Below are 16,708 nucleotides of genomic sequence, written 5' to 3' on the forward strand. Positions count from 1 at the left end.
CGCCTCAGCGCACGGTGCGCACCCCCGGTACCAGGGCCGTCGCCAGGCAGCAGCCGCCGACCAGGACGGCCGCCGCGACCAGCGGGACGGCCGGGCCCCAGACGTCGGCGGCGAGGGGCGCCAGGGCGTAGCCGACGGGCATCGCGGCCAGCGACAGGAGCCAGTCGTACGAGACCACCCGGGCCAGGACCTGTTCGGGGACCGCGCGCTGGACGACGGTGTCCCAGACGGGGGAGAGGAAGCCGAGCCCGGCCTGCGCGAGCCCGTAGGCGGCGACGACGGCCGGGGCGGGGGCGTCCGCGGCGAGCAGCAGCAGCGGGAGCGCGTAGCTCGCGAGGGCGAGGTTGGCGGTGAGGACGGGGCGGGAGGGCTTGAGGCGGTCGGCGAGGAGCGAGCCGGCCAGCAGTCCCACCGCGCCGGTCTGGAGCAGCAGCACCCAGGTGCCGGCGCCGCCGAGCCGGTCGACGGCGATCGCGGGGCCGAGGGTCATGAGGACGGCGGCGGCGCCGTTCCAGGCGCTGTGCGCGACGAGGCTGGTCCAGTACCAGTCGCGGGACCTGACCTCCCGCCAGCCCTCGCGCAGGTCGGCGGTGAAGGAGCGGCGGGGGATCGGCACCCGGTCGATCCGCAGGGCGGCGAGGAGCGCGGCGCTGACCGCGAAGGAGACGGCGTCGAGGACGAAGGCCCAGCCGGGGCCGACGGTGAGGACGAGCGCGCCGGCGAGCGCGGGCCCGGCCACGCGCGTGGCGCTGTTGGCGATCCCCATGGCGGCGTTGGCGCGGGCGAGTGCCTCCGGGGCCACGGAGCCCTTGACCAGCGGGGAGCCGGTCGGCATGGCGAAGGCCCCGGCGGCGCCGCCGACGGCCGAGGCGGCGGCGATCAGCCACAGGGTGGGGCTGCCGCCGAGGAGCTGGAGGCCGACGAGGAGCTGGGCGGCGCAGCGGACGAGGTCCATGGCGAGGGCGATGGTCCGGGCGTCGAAGCGGTCGGCGAGCACGCCGCCGACCGGCAGCAGCAGCAGTTTCGGCACCATCGCGGCCGCGAGCACCAGCGCGAGCGCGCCGGTGGATCCGGTGGCCTCCAGGACGGCGAGGGCGAGGGCGGCGGGGATGGCGGCGTCGCCGGTGAGCGAGAGCACCCGCCCGGTGAAGAGCAGGCGGAAGGAGCGGGTGCGGAGCGGATGGCGGACGGCGGGCGGGGCGGTGGCGGCAGGCGGCATGACCGCAGAGTATTTCGGTGCCGAATAATTCGGCAACGAAATATCCTTGCCGGGCGGGGCCGGGACCCGCACGTACGATCACCCCATGAACCAGCCGGACCCCGCAGCGCCCCAGGAGCAGGACTGGACCGACGGCCACGTGGCCCGCTGGCAGCCCGTGCTGCCCGATCTCGACCCCGTCGTCGAGGGCGCGGTCACCCGGATGAAGAAGCTCTCGGTCTACCTCCGCCGGGTCCGCGAACAGTCCCTCGTCGACTTCGACCTCGAACGCCACGAGTTCGACACCCTGCACAAGCTGGCCGGCCGCGGCGGCTCCGCCGCCCCCTCCGAACTGGCCCAGGACCTCGACCTGGCCCCCGCCTCGGTCACCGGCCGCCTCGACGCCCTGGAGAAGCGCGGACTCGTCCGGCGCACCCCCTCCACCACCGACCGCCGCCGGGTCGTCGTCGGGCTCACCGACGCCGGCCGCACCACCTGGCTCGGCGCGATGGACGTCCTCGGCCACGAGGAGGAGCGCCTCCTCGGCGTCCTCACCCCCGCCGAACGCACCACCCTCAACGACCTGCTCCGCCGCGTCATGCTCGCCGCGGAGGCGGACCCGGCCGCCCCGCACTGGCACGGCTGACCCCGCCGGCAGACGGCGAAGGCCCCGCCTCCCGGAGGAGACGGGGCCTTTCCGCGTACCGCGAAGGCTAGAAGCGACGCGTGATCAGCGCGCGCTTCACTTCCTGGATCGCCTTGGTGATCTCGATGCCGCGCGGGCAGGCGTCCGTGCAGTTGAACGTGGTGCGGCAGCGCCACACGCCGTCCTTGTCGTTCAGGATCTCCAGGCGCTGCTCGCCGCCCTCGTCGCGCGAGTCGAAGATGAAGCGGTGCGCGTTGACGATCGCGGCCGGACCGAAGTACTGGCCGTCGTTCCAGAAGACCGGGCAGGACGACGTGCACGCGGCGCACAGGATGCACTTGGTGGTGTCGTCGAAGCGCTCGCGGTCCTCGGGGGACTGCTTGCGCTCGCGGGTCGGCTCGTTCCCCTTGGTGATGAGGAACGGCATGACGTCGCGGTACGCCTGGAAGAAGGGCTCCATGTCGACCACGAGGTCCTTCAGCACCGTGAGGCCCTTGATGGGCTCGACGGTGATCGGCTTCTCGGGGTTGATGTCCTTGATCAGCGTCTTGCAGGCGAGCCTGTTCTTGCCGTTGATCCGCATCGCGTCCGAGCCGCAGATGCCGTGCGCGCAGGAGCGACGGAAGGTCAGCGTGCCGTCCAGGTCCCACTTGATCTTGTGGAGACCGTCGAGCACACGCTCCTTCGGGTCGATCTCGACCTGGAAGTCCTCCCAGACCACCGCGTCCGAGACCTCGGGGTTGAAGCGGCGGATCCGGAAGGTGACCGTGATGTACGGGGAGGCGGCGGACTCCGCCTCGACCTTGTCCAGAACGGGGGTAGCCATCAGTACTTACGCTCCATCGGCTGGTAGCGGGTCTGGACGACCGGCTTGTAGTCGAGACGGACGGAGTCGGAGCCGTCCTCGCCGACCTCGCGGTACGCCATCGTGTGGCGCATGAAGTTGACGTCGTCGCGGTTCGGGTAGTCCTCGCGGTAGTGACCGCCGCGGGACTCCTTGCGCGCCAGGGCCGAGACGGCCATGACCTCGGCCAGGTCGAGCAGGTTGCCCAGCTCGATGGCCTCCAGGAGGTCGGTGTTGAAGCGCTTGCCCTTGTCCTGGATGGACACGTTCTTGTAGCGGTCGCGCAGCTCGGCGATCTTCTCGACGGCCGTCTTGATGGTCTGCTCCGTGCGGAACACCATCACGTTGGCGTCCATCGTCTCCTGGAGCTCGCGGCGCAGGTCGGCGACCCGCTCGGTGCCCGTGGAGTTGCGCAGGTTCTCGATCTGCGCGACGACCTGGGCCTCCGGGTTCTCCGGCAGCTCGACGTAGTCGTGCTTGTGGGAGTACTCGGCGGCGGCGATGCCCGCGCGGCGGCCGAAGACGTTGATGTCGAGCAGCGAGTTGGTGCCGAGGCGGTTGGCGCCGTGCACCGACACGCAGGCGACCTCGCCGGCCGCGTACAGACCCGGGACGACGGTGGTGTTGTCCGCCAGGACCTCACCCTCGACGTTGGTCGGGATGCCGCCCATGGCGTAGTGCGCGGTGGGCTGGATCGGGATCGGGTCCGTGTACGGCTCGATGCCGAGGTACGTACGGGCGAACTCGGTGATGTCCGGGAGCTTGGCGTCGAGCTGCTCCGGCGGGAGGTGCGTCAGGTCCAGGTAGACGTGGTCGCCCTCGGGACCGCAGCCGCGGCCCTCGCGGATCTCCGTGTAGATGGAGCGCGAGACGACGTCACGGGACGCGAGGTCCTTCATGACCGGCGCGTACTTCTCCATGAAGCGCTCGCCGTCCTTGTTGCGGAGGATGCCGCCCTCACCGCGGGCGCCCTCCGTCAGCAGGATGCCCATGCGCCAGATGCCCGTCGGGTGGAACTGGAAGAACTCCATGTCCTCCAGGGGCAGGCCGCGGCGGTAGCAGGCGGCCTGGCCGTCACCGGTCAGGGTGTGGGCGTTCGACGTCACCTTGAAGAACTTGCCGGTGCCGCCGGAGGCGTAGACGACCGACTTGGCCTGGAAGATGTGGATCTCACCGGTGGCCAGCTCGTAGGCCACGACGCCGGCGGACTTCTTGACGCCGTCGACCTCGACGATGAGCTGGTCCAGGACGTAGAACTCGTTGAAGAACTCCACGCCCTCCTTGATGCAGTTCTGGTACAGCGTCTGCAGGATCATGTGGCCGGTGCGGTCGCCCGAGTAGCAGGCACGGCGGACCGGGGCCTCGCCGTGGTTGCGGGAGTGACCGCCGAACCGGCGCTGGTCGATGTCGCCCTGGGGCGTACGACCGAAGGGGAGACCCATCTTCTCCAGGTCGAGGACGGCGTCGATGGCCTCCTTCGCCAGGATCTCGGCGGCGTCCTGGTCGACCAGGTAGTCACCGCCCTTGACCGTGTCGAAGGTGTGCCACTCCCAGTTGTCCTCCTCCACGTTGGCCAGCGCGGCGGCCATGCCGCCCTGCGCGGCGCCCGTGTGGGAGCGGGTGGGGTAGAGCTTCGTCAGCACGGCGGTGCGGCTGCGCTTCGTCGCCTCGATGGCGGCGCGCATGCCGGCGCCGCCGGCGCCGACGATGACGGTGTCGTACTTGTGGATCTTCATTGGGTGGTTACCTCAGCCCCGTGCCTAGCGGATGTTCGGGTCGAAGGTGAAGATCACCAGCGTGCCCAGAAGGATGGTGAACACCGTGGCGGTGTACAGCAGGCCCTTGAGCCACAGGCGCGTGTTGGGGCGCTCCGCGTAGTCGTTGATGACGGTACGGAGGCCGTTGGCGCCGTGCAGCATGGCGAGCCACAGCATCAGCAGGTCCCAGACCTGCCAGAACGGGGACGCCCAGCGGCCGGCCACGAAGGCGAAGCCGATCTTGGAGACGCCGCCGTCCAGGAAGAGCTGGATCAGCAGGTGGCCGAGGACGAGGACCACGAGGACGACGCCCGAGAGGCGCATGAAGAGCCAGGCGGCCATCTCGAAGTTGCCGCGGGTCGCGCGCGGGGTCTTGCCCGTGCGCTTGCGGGGGGCCTCGATGTACGGGGCGGGGTTGTCCACGTCGTAGGAGGCGTCCTCGACGGGCCCGATCTTGGAAGTCGTGTCAGCGGACATGCGTGGCGTCAGCTCCCGAACAGTTCACGTGCGGCGTGGCCGAGGACGGGGTACAGCGAACCCGCCATCAGGACGACCCAGACGCCCACGACGGTCCAGAGCATCTGCTTCTGGTAGCGCGGGCCCTTGGACCAGAAGTCCACGGCGATGACCCGGAGGCCGTTCAGCGCGTGGAAGAGGATGGCGGCGACCAGGCCGTACTCCAGAAGAGCGACGATCGGCGTCTTGTAGGTCGCGACGACCTCGTCGTACGCCTCGGGGGAGACGCGGACGAGAGCGGTGTCCAGCACGTGTACGAACAGGAAGAAGAAGATGAGGACGCCGGTGACTCGATGAGCCACCCAGGACCACATTCCTTCCCGGCCGCGGTACAGCGTTCCAGCCGGCACGGAAAAACCCTCCGGGAGCGGGGATCGGGGCCCGGCCGGCTTCTCTGTCGGTCTGGCCCGGCCGGGTACGGTCCACCGGCCCCGGTCATCGTAGCGACGACTCGTCGGTTCGCTCGCGCGGGGTCCTTCAGTGTGATCAAACAGGCACGGACGGACTATCGTCCGGGGCGAAATCCGCCCGTTCCGGGGAGAATCACAGGTCCTGGCGGTGCTGGGTGAGCCCCTGGGCGAGCGTGAAGGCGAGCCGGGAGCGGGCCAGCCGGCGCAGTTCGTCGGCCGCGACGGCCCGCTCCTCCTCCGGTTCGTTGCCGAGACGTGACCGGATTCCGGCGAGGACGGCGTCCAGCCGCTCGCCCGGCCGCACTCCGTCGAGGCTGATGACGAACGCGTGGCCGAAACGGCCCTCGTACGCGGCGTGGGCGGCGCGCAGCGCGGTCCGGGCGGCCGGCGGCGCGTCCGGGTGCGGCAGCGCGGAGGACTCGGCGGCCAGCGCCTCGTCGAGATCGGCGCCGGTCAGGTCGTACCCGGCCTCCTCGGCGGCGGCCAGCAGGGCGTCCACCGTGGGGTAGGGCCGGTGGTCGGCGATCCGCTCGGCCCAGCGCCGGCTGTGGCAGCAGGAGAGCAGCAGCCTGACCGCGTCGGCGGGGGTCGCCGCGTTGAGCAGCAGCGGGCCGCGCGGGGCGCCGGAGGACTTCTGGGCGGGTATGGCAGGCGCGTCCGCCGGAGCCGGGGTGCGGCAGGGGGCGTGGGTGTCGCTGGTCAGCGTGGGCTCCGGGACGGCGGGACGAAAGGGGTGGGCGTGACGCAACGTTATCGACGGGACGGGGGAAGTGTCCGACGGGTGCGCGAATTTCACCCGGAAGGGAGAGTTTAGGAACGTGTGATGGACGTGGACATTCCGTTCGGTCGGGTGAGGATCCGCGGACGGACGATTGGCCGCTCCGCCGGGGGTGGGGGAGGATGCCGTGTGATGCGGTACTCCCCACGGGGCCCCCTGCGCGGCCCGGCACTCCTGGCGGCCGCGGTGGCGCTGACCACCGTGGCGGCCTGTTCGAACGGCTCCCCGTCCGGCGCGGGCTCCCCCTCCCCGGCCCCGCCGGGCGGTACGTCCCCGGGGACCACGGCCGCGAAGCCGTCCCCCACGCCCACCCCCACTCCCACGCGGACGTATCCGCTCTCCACCGCCCCCCGCACGGTCCCCGCCGTCCGCTCCCACGAGCCGGCCCGCGGCCCGGGCTGGAAGCCCGCCGCGACCGCCGGCGTCGTCCTCGGCGCGGACAGCGCGGGCCTCGCCGACGAGGGCCGGCTGCTCGCCCAGGAGCTGGGCCTGCGCTACCGCGGCGAGGCCGCCGCCGGTCCCGGCGACGTCGAGCTGGCGCTCGGCGGGCAGGGCGCCCCCGAGTCGTACACGCTCACGGTGAAGGACGACCGGGTCCGGATCACCGGCCCCGACGAGGCCGGCGTCTTCTACGGCACCCGCACCCTGAAGCAGTCCGTCAGGTCGGCCGGGACGATGCCCGAGGGCACGGTCGCCGACCGGCCGGCCAAGCCGCAGCGCGGGCTCAACGTCGACATCGCCCGCAAGCACTTCACCGCCGAGTGGCTGGAGGACCGCATCCGGGAGATGGGCGACCTCAAGCTCAACCAGCTCGGTCTGCACTTCTCCGACGACCAGGGCTTCCGGATCGAGTCCGACTCGCACCCCGAGGTCGTGTCGAAGCAGCACCTCACCAAGGCGGAGGTCCGCCGGATCCTCGCGCTCGCCGCGAGCCGGCACATCACCGTCGTCCCCGAGATCGACTCGCCCGGACACCTCGGCGCGGTCATCGCCGCCCACCCCGACCTCCAGCTGGTCAGCGCGAGCGGCCGCACCCCGCGCGGCGCGGTCGACATCTCCGACCCGGACGCGGCCCGGATCGTCGACGACCTGCTGCGCGAGTTCTCCGCGCTCTTCCCCGGCGCCTACTGGCACCTCGGCGCCGACGAGTACGTGGCGCTCATGGCGAAGGACCCCGAGGCCAGCTACCCGCAGCTCGCGGCGGCGGCACGGGAGGCGTACGGGCCCTCCGGCCGCGTCCAGGACCTGGCCACCGACTGGCTCAACGACCGCGCCGCGACCGTCCGCCCGACCGGCAAGACCCTCAAGGCGTGGAACGACGGCTTCTTCGCCGGCGGCGTGGTGAGCGCGGCGAAGGACATCGAGGTCGAGTACTGGACGGGCAAGGAGTACGGCGCCCGGCCCCCGCTCCCGTACCTCCAGGCGGGCCGCCGGCTGGTCAACCTCAACGACGAGTACCTGTACTACGTGCTCGGCGAGCCCAACGCCTTCACCTACCCGACCGGCCGCCGCATCTACGAGCAGTGGACCCCGCTGGTCGTCCGCGGCACCACCCCGGTCCCGGCCCGCTACGACGCCCAGATCCAGGGCGCCCGGCTCGCCGTCTGGTGCGACTTCGCGAACGCCCAGACCCAGGACCAGGTCGCCGCCGGCATCCGCCTCCCGCTCGCGGCCCTCTCCCAGAAGGTGTGGGACCCCCGCGAACCCACCCGGACGTGGTCCGACTTCCGGGCGCTGGCGCTGAAGGTACGCGGCTGAGCTGCGGTTTCTCCCTGGACGGAACGCTTCCGGGTGGCATATGTTCCGGCCCGGCCCCTTGGGGGAGGGGCGTTCCGATCACATGTTCCTGGGGGGAACCTTCATGCTGCGCAATCCCCGCGGCCTGGCCACGGCTCTGACCGTCCTGCTGGGCCTCGACGTCCTCCTGTGCCTGCTGAGCGCGGCCTCCGAGGGGTGGCTCCTCGCCGACCCGCTCGCCGCCGCCGAGGCGTTCGCCGGCGTCGAGGCCGGCGGCCTGGCCCTGCTGGCCTTCGCCTTCGCCCTCACCGGCATCGCGACCGTCGTCGTCTTCATCGTCTGGTTCCACCGCGTCCGGCTGAACGCCGGGCTCTTCGCCCCCGACACCCAGACCCGGACGGACGGCTGGGCCATCGGCGCCTGGTTCATCCCGCTGGCCAACCTGTGGCTCCCGCGGCAGATCGCCGTCGAGATCTGGCGGGCCAGCCGCCAGGACCCGTACGCCGCCGACGGCGCCCGGGAGCTCACGCTGCTCAACTCCTGGTGGACGTGTTTCGTGGTGGGGGTGGTCCTCGACCGGCTGTCCAGCTCGCTCTACGACCGGGCCGAGACGCTGGACGCGCTGACCACCGCGGCGGCCTGGTCCCTGGCCGGATACGGGTTCGTCGTCGCCGCCGGCGTCCTCGCCATCCTGTTCGTACGCCGTCTCACCTCTATGCAGCACACCAAGGCCACTGGCATGCTTTCGGCCGCCAAGTGACGAGAAAGCGCCCTTCGGCGCAGAAGTGGACGTAGAGCGTCCGCATCAGGTGGCGAGGAGGCGTCCATGACGTCGAGTACGGGTCGGAGTCTGCTGGAACGGATCGAGGAGGCCGACGAGCGCGGTCTCGCCGCCGCCGGACTCGCCTGTCTGGACCGGTGCCTGCCGCTGCTCGCGCCCGACGGCGGCGAGGCGCTCCGGCCGGTGTGGGCGGCGGTGGCGCGCGGGGACGGCGGCACCTGGGCCGAGGCCGTCGCCAAGGCGAGGGTCGAGCTGGACGGCGCCGGGGGCGAGGCCGCCGAGGACGGCGGGACCGTCACCCTGGTCCGCGCGATGCTCGACGGCGTACCCGCCGAGTGGGCCGAAGGGCCCCTGCGGGAGTGGGCCGGCCGGTGCTCCTCGGTCGCCCTCGCCGTGCACCGCCTGTTCGACGTGACCGAGGACGGCCCGCTGCACGCCGGTGAACTCCGGCGCCAGCAGGCCGTCCTGGACGCGGTCGCGCACGGCCCGACCGGACTGCGCCGGGCCCGCGAACTCTCCGTCGAGGGCGGCCGGGTGCTGCGCGCGGTGGTCGCGCGCCGGGCCCGTACCGCCTGAGGCTCAGCCCTCCGCGGGGGTCTCGAAGCCGACCGACGCCGAGGAGACGAGTTCGGAGAGCTGCCGCTCGGCCGTCGCCTTCTCCAGGCCGAGGCCGCTCAGCACGCCCTCGCCGTCCTCGTGCTCCAGCAGGGCGAGCAGGATGTGCTCGGTGCCGACGTAGTTGTGGCCGAGCCGCAGCGCCTCGCGGAAGGTCAGTTCGAGCACCTTCTTCGCCGCCGCGTCGTACGGGACGAGCGCCGGCACGTCCTCGACGGCCGGCGGCAGCGTCGGCGTGACGGCCTCCCGCAGCTGCTCGGCGGTGACGCCCTGCGAGGTGATCCACAGGACGGCGAGCCCCTCGGGCTCGGCGAGCAGGCCGAGCGCGAGGTGGCCGGGGACGGTCTCGTCGTTCCGCGCGGCGATCGCCTCGTTCTGCGCGGCGACGACGACCGCGCGGGCGCGCGGGGTGAAGCGGGCGAACCCGGCGTTCGGGTCCATCTTCTCGGTGTCGGGGTCCTTGGGGACGAACCGCTTCTGGGCGGCCTGGCGGGTCACGCCCATGCTGCGGCCGATGTCGGTCCAGGAGGCGCCGGAGCGGCGGGCCTGGTCGACGAAGTGGCCGATGAGGTGGTCGGCGACCTCGCCGAGGTAGTCCGCCGCGATGACCGCGCCGGAGAGCTGGTCCAGCGTGTCCGGGTGGACCTTCTTGATCGCTTCGATGAGTTCGTCGAGACGGATGCTGACGTTCGGAACCACGGGCTGCGTCATGAGGCAACCTTAGGTTGACAGTCCCCCACTGTCAACGAGTGGTTGACAGTGGAGGGCGATGACCTCTTTCGAGTGATGCGTCGTATCGCGTGAAGATGGGAGAAACCGGGCACCCGGGGGCCAAAAAAAGGGAGACGACCGGGGCCGCCACCCCCCACAGGAGAGGCCCCGGTCGTCATCCACGGAGCCGCAGCACGGCTCCGTACTCCATACAGCGCCGGTGGTGCGGTTTCTGTCACACCACCCGCGCGGGGAGCGAAGGTTGCAAGTTGCACAAGGTGCGCGTACCACGTGGACGCGACCCCCGCACTCGACGTAGTTTGCTGGAGCGCGAGGCGGACTCGGCGGCGATGACCAGCCCCGACGACGCGGCCGACGTACTGACGCGCGCGCAGAAGGCGACCGACGGACAGGGTTTGGGGAGTGCTGGGGGACGACGCGGAGCTGACGGCCGCGGTGCTCGCTGCGCAGAACGGGGACGAGGACGCCTTCCGGACTGTGTACCGCGCCGTGCATCCCCGTCTGCTGGGCTACATGCGCACACTGGTCGGGGACGCCGACGCCGAGGACGTCACCTCGGAGTCCTGGCTCCAGATCGCCCGCGACCTCGACCGCTTCAGCGGCGACGCGGACCGCTTCCGCGGCTGGGCGGCCCGGATCGCCCGCAATCGCGCCCTCGACCACATCCGGATGCGCGGCCGCCGGCCCGCCTCCGGCGGTGACGAGACCGAACTGACCGACAAGCCCGCCGACTCCGACACCGCGGGCGAGGCCCTGGAGGCCCTGGCCACCGGCGACACCCTCGCCCTCATCGCCCGGCTCCCGCAGGACCAGGCCGAGGCCGTGGTCCTCCGCGTCGTCGTCGGCCTCGACGCCAAGAGCGCCGCGGAGGCCCTCGGCAAGCGCCCCGGCGCCGTCCGCACCGCCGCCCACCGCGGCCTGAAGAAGCTCGCCGAACTCCTCGGCGTCGACGGCACGACCGGCCCGGACACCGGCGAGGAGGCCGCCGACGGCGGCCAGTCGCTCGACGGCGTGCCACCCCAGCGCGGCCGGAACCCGGGGTCCATAGCCCCCGGCGGTGTGACGCATTGGCGTCCGCGTACGCAGAAGGACATGTGATGGCCGACGAGCGGTACCAGTGGCTCGACCCGGAGGCCGCGGAGCGGCTGCTCCGCGGCGAGCCCGTCGACCCCGTCGACCCGTCGGCCCGCACCCGGGCGGCGGCCCTCGCCGACGCCCTCGACGCGGCCCGCGCCGCCACCGCACCCGCCCCCGGCGCCCCGCTCGCCGGGGAGGAGGCCGCCCTCGCGGCCTTCCGCACCGCCTCCGCCGCCCGCGCCACCGCCGCGGCCGCGTCCGCCGCCCCCGCCGACCTCGGACGGGTCCGGCTCGCCCCCGCCCCCGGACCGGGCCGGCGCTGGGGCCGCTCCCTGCGGTACGGGCTGGCCGCCGCGCTCGCCGCCGTCACCGTCGGCGGCGTCGCCGTCGCCGCCGGGACCGGGGTCCTGCCGCTCGTCGACAAGGAGCCCTCCCGCACGGTCACCGCCGCGGAGACCGCCACCCCGCCCGACCCGAGCGAACCGACCGCGGGGCTCGAAGGGCACGACGACCCCTCCCGCAGCGCGGACCCCGGCCGCCCGTCCGGCACGCCCGCGCCCGGCACGAGCCCCACCGCCCGGCCGCAGGACGGCACCACGAGCCCCCGGCCCGGCACCACGCCCACCGGCGAGGACCGCACCGAGCGCGACCCCGCCGACCCCACCGCCACGGCCCGCGGCGGCGACACCGGCGAGGCCAGGATCGCGGCCTGCCGCGACTACCGCTCCGGCCGCCTCGACGAGGCCGGCCGCCGCCGGCTCTCCACCGCCCTGCGCACCGGCGAGACCCTGCGGGTCTACTGCGACCGGATCCTCGGCGGCGGCGCGGACGACTCCGCGTCCACCGGCTCCACCGGTTCCGGCGGCTCCGGCTCCGGCTCCGGCGCCGACGCCGGCGACAAGGAGAAGGACGGCGACGCCAAGGACGACGACGCCAAGGAAGAGGACGGGAACGCGCCCGACCTCTCGCACGGCACCGTCCCCACCCCCAGCGACCCCAGCCGCAGGCGCGGCCAGGACCGGCCCGACCCGAAGGACCGCCCCAAGGCCAAGCCCAGGGCGAAGGCCGATACGCGGGACGAGACGCAGGCCGATGTGCAGGCCGATACGCAGGCTGAGACGCAGTCCGATGCGCAGGCCCGGACGCGGGCCGAGTCCCGTACCGGGGCGATGGCCGGGGCGCCCGTCGAGGCCCTCGCGCTCTGCCCGGCGGGAGCCCCCGACACGGGGGTGTGACACTTTCGGGCCCGTCGGCGCAGTACTGAGTGAGCCGACTGGTCATCGGCCGCGCAGAGAGCCGGGGTTCCCCCCGTACCTACGGCTCCGCGCACCCGGCGCGGGTGGGACACGTTCCCCCGGTCCCACCCGCGCCCCTTCTCCACTCCCCGTCCGCTACCAGTGGACGACGACCTTGTCGCCGACCTTCACCTGGTCGAAGAGGGCCGCGAGCTTCGCCCGGTCCCGGACGTTCACACAGCCGTGCGAGGCCCCCGCGTAGCCGCGCGCCGCGAAGTCCGCCGAGTAGTGCACGGCCTGACCGCGGCTGAAGAACATCGAGTACGGCATGGGCGTGTGGTAGATCGTCGACGTCCAGTCCTTGGCCTTCCACTCCACCGAGAAGGTGCCCTCGCGGGTCGGCGTGTTCTCCGAGCCGAAGCGCACGTCCATCGACGAGACGACCTGGCCGTCGATCATCCAGGCCAGCGTCCGGCTCTCCTTGCTGATGCAGAGCACCCGGCCCGTCATGCAGCGCGCGTCCGGCGTGTCCAGCTTGTTGGTGGTGGACGGCTTCAGCTCGTCCGCCGTCGGCTTCTTCGTCATGCCCAGCAGCCGCTGCCAGGTCGTCTCGTCCACCGAACCCGTCGCGGGCAGCCCCCGCTTCCGCTGGAAGCCCGAGACGGCCTTTGCCGTGATCGTGCCGTAGAAACCGGTCGGCGCCCGGTCGAAGTAGTCCAGCTGGCGCAGCCGCGCCTGGAGCTCCCGCACCTGGTCGCTCTCGTCGCCGTCCTTCATCAGCACCTTCGCCGACGGCGACGGAGCGGGCGCCGAGGCGGTGGGCGCGGGCGGCGCGGACGTCGGCGCCGGCGAGGACGGCTTCCCGTCACCGGGCGCGGTCGTGGGCGCGGTCGTCGGCGCGGTCGACGCACCGCCCCCACCGCCGGCCGCCTGGGCCGTACAGCCGGTGACGGCGAGCGCGACGGCGGCGGTGGCGAGAACGGCTCTGCGTATGGCGGAAGAACGCTTCATGGTTGCCCCCCGGGATGTGAACTGTGTCCATAGGGATGCTTCCCGCGCGCCCGCGGTTGCGCACGTGCGCGAGCAAGCGCTCATGCTGTGAGGAAGGTCCCAGCGTGCTGCTCTCCACCGGGCCGCACGCCCACGGCTACAGTCCGTCGCGAGGGTCGGTACCGCCGAGTATGAGCGGCAGCAGGTCAATCGGGAGGCACAAGCAATGGCGCGCGAGTCGGAGTCGGGACTGCCCATCGAGCCGGTGTACGGGCCGGACGCCCTGGAGGGCTGGGATCCCGCCGGGAAGCTGGGGGAGCCGGGCGCGTACCCCTTCACCCGCGGTGTGTACCCGTCCATGTACACGGGCCGCCCCTGGACCATGCGGCAGTACGCCGGCTTCGGCACCGCCGTCGAGTCGAACGCCCGCTACAAGCAGCTGATCGACAACGGCACCATGGGCCTCTCGGTCGCCTTCGACCTGCCCACCCAGATGGGCCACGACTCGGACGCGGCGATCGCGCACGGCGAGGTCGGCAAGGTCGGCGTGGCGATCGACTCGGTCGACGACATGCGGGTCCTCTTCGACGGCATCCCGCTCGACAAGGTCTCCACGTCGATGACGATCAACGCCCCCGCCTCCCTCCTCCTGCTGATGTACCAGCTGGTCGGCGAGGAGCAGGGCGTCGCCGCCGACAAGCTGACCGGCACGATCCAGAACGACGTGCTGAAGGAGTACATCGCCCGCGGCACGTACATCTTCCCGCCGAAGCCGTCGCTGCGGCTGATCGCGGACATCTTCAAGTACTGCAAGGCCGAGATCCCGAAGTGGAACACGATCTCGATCTCCGGCTACCACATGGCCGAGGCCGGCGCCTCGCCCGCGCAGGAGATCGCGTTCACCCTCGCCGACGGCATCGAGTACGTCCGCACCGCCGTCGCCGCCGGCATGGACGTCGACGACTTCGCGCCCCGGCTCTCCTTCTTCTTCGTGGCCCGCACGACGATCCTGGAGGAGGTCGCGAAGTTCCGCGCCGCCCGCCGGATCTGGGCGCGCGTCATGAAGGAGGAGTTCGGCGCCAAGAACCCCAAGTCGCTGATGCTCCGCTTCCACACCCAGACCGCCGGCGTGCAGCTCACCGCGCAGCAGCCCGAGGTCAACCTGGTCCGCGTCGCCGTGCAGGGCCTCGCGGCCGTCCTCGGCGGCACGCAGTCGCTGCACACCAACTCCTTCGACGAGGCCATCGCCCTGCCGACGGACAAGTCCGCCCGCCTCGCCCTGCGCACCCAGCAGGTCCTCGCGTACGAGACCGACGTCACCGCCACCGTCGACCCCTTCGCCGGCTCGTACGTCGTCGAGAAGATGACCGACGACGTCGAGGCCGCCGCCCTGGAGCTGATGGCCAAGGTCGAGGAGATGGGCGGCGCGGTCAACGCCATCGAGCGCGGCTTCCAGAAGAACGAGATCGAGCGCTCCGCCTACCGCATCGCGCAGGAGACCGACTCCGGCGAGCGGGTCGTCGTCGGCGTCAACCGCTACACGATCGACGTCGAGGAGCCGTACGAGCCGCTGCGCGTCGACCCGGCCATCGAGGCCCAGCAGGCCGACCGCCTCGCCAAGCTGCGCGCCGAGCGCGACCAGCCGGCCGTCGACGCCGCGCTCGCCGCCCTGAAGAAGGCCGCCGAGGGCACGGAGAACGTCCTCTACCCGATGAAGGACGCGCTCAAGGCCCGCGCCACCGTCGGCGAGGTCTGCGACGCCCTCCGCGAGGTCTGGGGCACCTACGTGCCCAGCGACGTCTTCTGATCGTCCACCCGTCGAAACCCGACGCGGAGTGTCGTACCGGTGTGCGACACTCCGCTTCATGCTGGGTGTCACCGATCTGCCGACCTATCTCGCCGGGCTCGTCCTCATCATCCTCCTCCCGGGGCCGAACTCGCTGTACGTGCTGTCCGTCGCCGCCCGCAAGGGCACCCGGACCGGATACAAGGCCGCCGCCGGCGTCTTCACCGGCGACACGATCCTGATGACCCTGGCCGCCCTCGGCGCCGCCTCCCTCCTCCAGACCACCCCGCTCCTCTTCCTGATCGTGAAGTACGCGGGCGCGGGCTACCTGGCCTGGATGGCGTACGGCATGCTGCGTGCCGCCCTCGCCATGTGGCGCACCCGGCACGAGGCCGCCGCCGAGGCCGCCGACGCGCCGGAGACGGGCCCGTCCGAGCACCCCTACCGCCGGGCGCTGATCATCAGCCTCTTCAACCCGAAGGCGATCCTCTTCCTGATCTCCTTCTTCGTGCAGTTCGTGGACCCCTCCTACGCCTACCCGGCGCTCTCCTTCCTGGTCCTCGGCACCCTGCTCCAGCTCGGCAGCTTCCTCTACCTGACGACCCTCATCTTCGGCGGCACCCGCCTCGCCGCCGCCTTCCGCCGCCGCAAGCGCCTCTCCGCCGGCGCCACCTCCGCCGCCGGCGCCCTCTTCCTCGGCTTCGCGGTGAAGCTGTCGCTGAGCAGCGCCGCCTGACACCGCTTGACCCTCACACCGTGTGAGGCCGTTCCGTAGGGGGCGTCATGTTCACCATCGGAGACTTCGCCCGGCACGGGCGGGTGTCGGTCCGGATGCTGCGTCACTACGACGCCATCGGGCTGCTGCGCCCGGCCCACGTCGACCCGTACAGCGGGTACCGCTTCTACTCGGCGGACCAGCTGGCGCGGCTCAACCGTGTCATCGCGCTCAAGGACCTGGGCTTCACCCTGGAACAGGTGGGGGCCATCCTCGGGGACGAGATCGGCGCGGAGGAGCTGCGGGGGATGCTGCGGTTGCGGCAGGCCGAGCTGGAGGCGGCGCTGGAAGCGGCGCGCGCCCGGCTCGCCCAGGTCGGTGCGCGGCTCCGAGCCATCGAGAGCGAGGGACGCATGTCCACGCAGGACGTCGTCGTCAAGAAGATCCCCGCGGTCCGGATCGCGGAGCTGAGCGCGGAAGCCGGGGGTTTCGAGCCGGAGGCCATCACGCCCGTCATCGGGCCGCTGTACGAGGAGCTGTGCGGCCGGCTGGAGGCCGCCGGGGTCACCGGCTTCGGGCCGGGGGTCGCGTACTACGAGGACGCCGGGAAGGGGGACGGGTCGGTCGTCGTGCACGCCGGGATGAGCGTGCCCGAGGGCACCGAGGCGGAGGGGGTGCGGGTGCACGTGCTGCCCGGGATCGAGGAGGCGGCGACCGTCGTCCACCGCGGTTCGATGGACGACGTCCTCGCCACCTCGCAGACGCTCGCCGCCTGGATCGACACCAACGGGTACGCGTCGGCCGGCTTCGCCCGCGAGCTGTACCTGGAGTGCCCGGAGGACCCGGCCGGATGGGTGACCGAGATCCAGGAGCCGATCACCCGCCCGTGAC

General features: G+C 72.2%; 17 protein-coding genes. 9 read left to right on the top strand and 8 right to left on the bottom strand.

Translation table 11 applies throughout. The annotated features are described in order from the left end of the window. Positions 1–4: 4 nt before the first annotated feature. Positions 5–1,219: an MFS transporter gene (locus ACFW1I_RS11090; protein WP_384668713.1), complete on the bottom strand. Its 1,215-nt coding sequence runs from the start codon at positions 1,217–1,219 to the stop codon at positions 5–7. An 85-nt stretch (positions 1,220–1,304) separates the two neighbouring features. Between ACFW1I_RS11090 and ACFW1I_RS11095 the strand changes: the two genes are divergently transcribed. After that, positions 1,305–1,844: a MarR family winged helix-turn-helix transcriptional regulator gene (locus ACFW1I_RS11095; RefSeq protein WP_384668715.1), complete on the top strand. Its 540-nt coding sequence runs from the start codon at positions 1,305–1,307 to the stop codon at positions 1,842–1,844. 67 nt (positions 1,845–1,911) lie between these two features. Here the strand turns inward: ACFW1I_RS11095 and ACFW1I_RS11100 are convergent, their stop codons facing one another. The 5 genes from ACFW1I_RS11100 to ACFW1I_RS11120 all read right to left on the bottom strand — a co-directional run bounded on the left by ACFW1I_RS11100 (position 1,912) and on the right by ACFW1I_RS11120 (position 6,119). Then, positions 1,912–2,670, bottom strand: coding sequence for a succinate dehydrogenase iron-sulfur subunit (locus ACFW1I_RS11100; protein WP_351849832.1), 759 nt, complete (start codon positions 2,668–2,670; stop codon positions 1,912–1,914). Continuing rightward, on the bottom strand, positions 2,670–4,424 hold the full coding sequence (sdhA, locus tag ACFW1I_RS11105) for a succinate dehydrogenase flavoprotein subunit (RefSeq protein WP_384668720.1): 1,755 nt from the start codon (positions 4,422–4,424) through the stop codon (positions 2,670–2,672). The genes ACFW1I_RS11100 and sdhA overlap by 1 nt, the downstream gene beginning before the upstream one ends. Positions 4,425–4,448: 24 nt before the next feature. Further along, complete coding sequence (locus ACFW1I_RS11110; RefSeq protein ID WP_384668722.1) at positions 4,449–4,922, bottom strand: succinate dehydrogenase hydrophobic membrane anchor subunit; 474 nt, start codon at positions 4,920–4,922, stop codon at positions 4,449–4,451. An 8-nt stretch (positions 4,923–4,930) separates the two neighbouring features. Beyond that, positions 4,931–5,311, bottom strand: a complete 381-nt coding sequence (sdhC, locus tag ACFW1I_RS11115) for a succinate dehydrogenase, cytochrome b556 subunit (RefSeq protein WP_148005862.1) — start codon at positions 5,309–5,311, stop codon at positions 4,931–4,933. 193 nt (positions 5,312–5,504) lie between these two features. Next, positions 5,505–6,119: a 2-oxo-4-hydroxy-4-carboxy-5-ureidoimidazoline decarboxylase gene (locus ACFW1I_RS11120; RefSeq protein WP_384668726.1), complete on the bottom strand. Its 615-nt coding sequence runs from the start codon at positions 6,117–6,119 to the stop codon at positions 5,505–5,507. A 162-nt stretch (positions 6,120–6,281) separates the two neighbouring features. Between ACFW1I_RS11120 and ACFW1I_RS11125 the strand changes: the two genes are divergently transcribed. From ACFW1I_RS11125 to ACFW1I_RS11135, 3 genes are all read left to right on the top strand, one after another. Further along, the gene (locus tag ACFW1I_RS11125; protein ID WP_384668728.1) at positions 6,282–7,907 is read left to right on the top strand and encodes a glycoside hydrolase family 20 protein; all 1,626 of its coding nucleotides are present in this window, start codon (positions 6,282–6,284) and stop codon (positions 7,905–7,907) included. A gap of 103 nt (positions 7,908–8,010) precedes the next feature. Continuing rightward, the gene (locus ACFW1I_RS11130; protein WP_384668730.1) at positions 8,011–8,646 is read left to right on the top strand and encodes a DUF4328 domain-containing protein; all 636 of its coding nucleotides are present in this window, start codon (positions 8,011–8,013) and stop codon (positions 8,644–8,646) included. Between the two features lie 66 nt (positions 8,647–8,712). Beyond that, a complete protein-coding gene (locus tag ACFW1I_RS11135) occupies positions 8,713–9,243 on the top strand; it encodes a hypothetical protein (RefSeq protein WP_384668732.1) in 531 nt (176 codons plus the stop codon). A 3-nt stretch (positions 9,244–9,246) separates the two neighbouring features. Here ACFW1I_RS11135 and ACFW1I_RS11140 read toward each other — a convergent pair whose 3' ends face one another. Then, positions 9,247–9,993, bottom strand: coding sequence for a Clp protease N-terminal domain-containing protein (locus ACFW1I_RS11140; protein WP_384668734.1), 747 nt, complete (start codon positions 9,991–9,993; stop codon positions 9,247–9,249). Between the two features lie 423 nt (positions 9,994–10,416). Between ACFW1I_RS11140 and ACFW1I_RS11145 the strand changes: the two genes are divergently transcribed. Both ACFW1I_RS11145 and ACFW1I_RS11150 read left to right on the top strand, forming a co-directional pair. After that, on the top strand, positions 10,417–11,112 hold the full coding sequence (locus ACFW1I_RS11145; protein WP_384668736.1) for an RNA polymerase sigma factor: 696 nt from the start codon (positions 10,417–10,419) through the stop codon (positions 11,110–11,112). Continuing rightward, the gene (locus ACFW1I_RS11150; protein ID WP_384668738.1) at positions 11,112–12,326 is read left to right on the top strand and encodes a hypothetical protein; all 1,215 of its coding nucleotides are present in this window, start codon (positions 11,112–11,114) and stop codon (positions 12,324–12,326) included. Before ACFW1I_RS11145 ends, ACFW1I_RS11150 begins: the two co-directional genes overlap by 1 nt. A 156-nt stretch (positions 12,327–12,482) precedes the next feature. Here ACFW1I_RS11150 and ACFW1I_RS11155 read toward each other — a convergent pair whose 3' ends face one another. Then, positions 12,483–13,337: a peptidoglycan-binding protein gene (locus ACFW1I_RS11155; RefSeq protein WP_384668741.1), complete on the bottom strand. Its 855-nt coding sequence runs from the start codon at positions 13,335–13,337 to the stop codon at positions 12,483–12,485. Between the two features lie 205 nt (positions 13,338–13,542). Here ACFW1I_RS11155 and ACFW1I_RS11160 point away from each other — a divergent pair, with 205 nt between their 5' ends. From ACFW1I_RS11160 to ACFW1I_RS11170, 3 genes are read left to right on the top strand one after another with little or no spacing between them, the layout of a single operon-like run. Further along, entirely contained in the window at positions 13,543–15,123 is a 1,581-nt protein-coding gene (locus tag ACFW1I_RS11160) for a methylmalonyl-CoA mutase (protein ID WP_384668743.1), read from the top strand. 58 nt (positions 15,124–15,181) lie between these two features. Next, positions 15,182–15,838, top strand: coding sequence for a leucine efflux protein LeuE (gene leuE / locus ACFW1I_RS11165; RefSeq protein ID WP_384668746.1), 657 nt, complete (start codon positions 15,182–15,184; stop codon positions 15,836–15,838). 47 nt (positions 15,839–15,885) lie between these two features. After that, a complete protein-coding gene (locus ACFW1I_RS11170; RefSeq protein WP_384668748.1) occupies positions 15,886–16,707 on the top strand; it encodes a MerR family transcriptional regulator in 822 nt (273 codons plus the stop codon). Position 16,708: the final 1 nt, after the last annotated feature.

Origin of the sequence: Streptomyces sp. NPDC058955 (assembly GCF_042741435.1) — a bacterium.
Classification (GTDB): Bacteria; Actinomycetota; Actinomycetes; order Streptomycetales; family Streptomycetaceae; genus Streptomyces.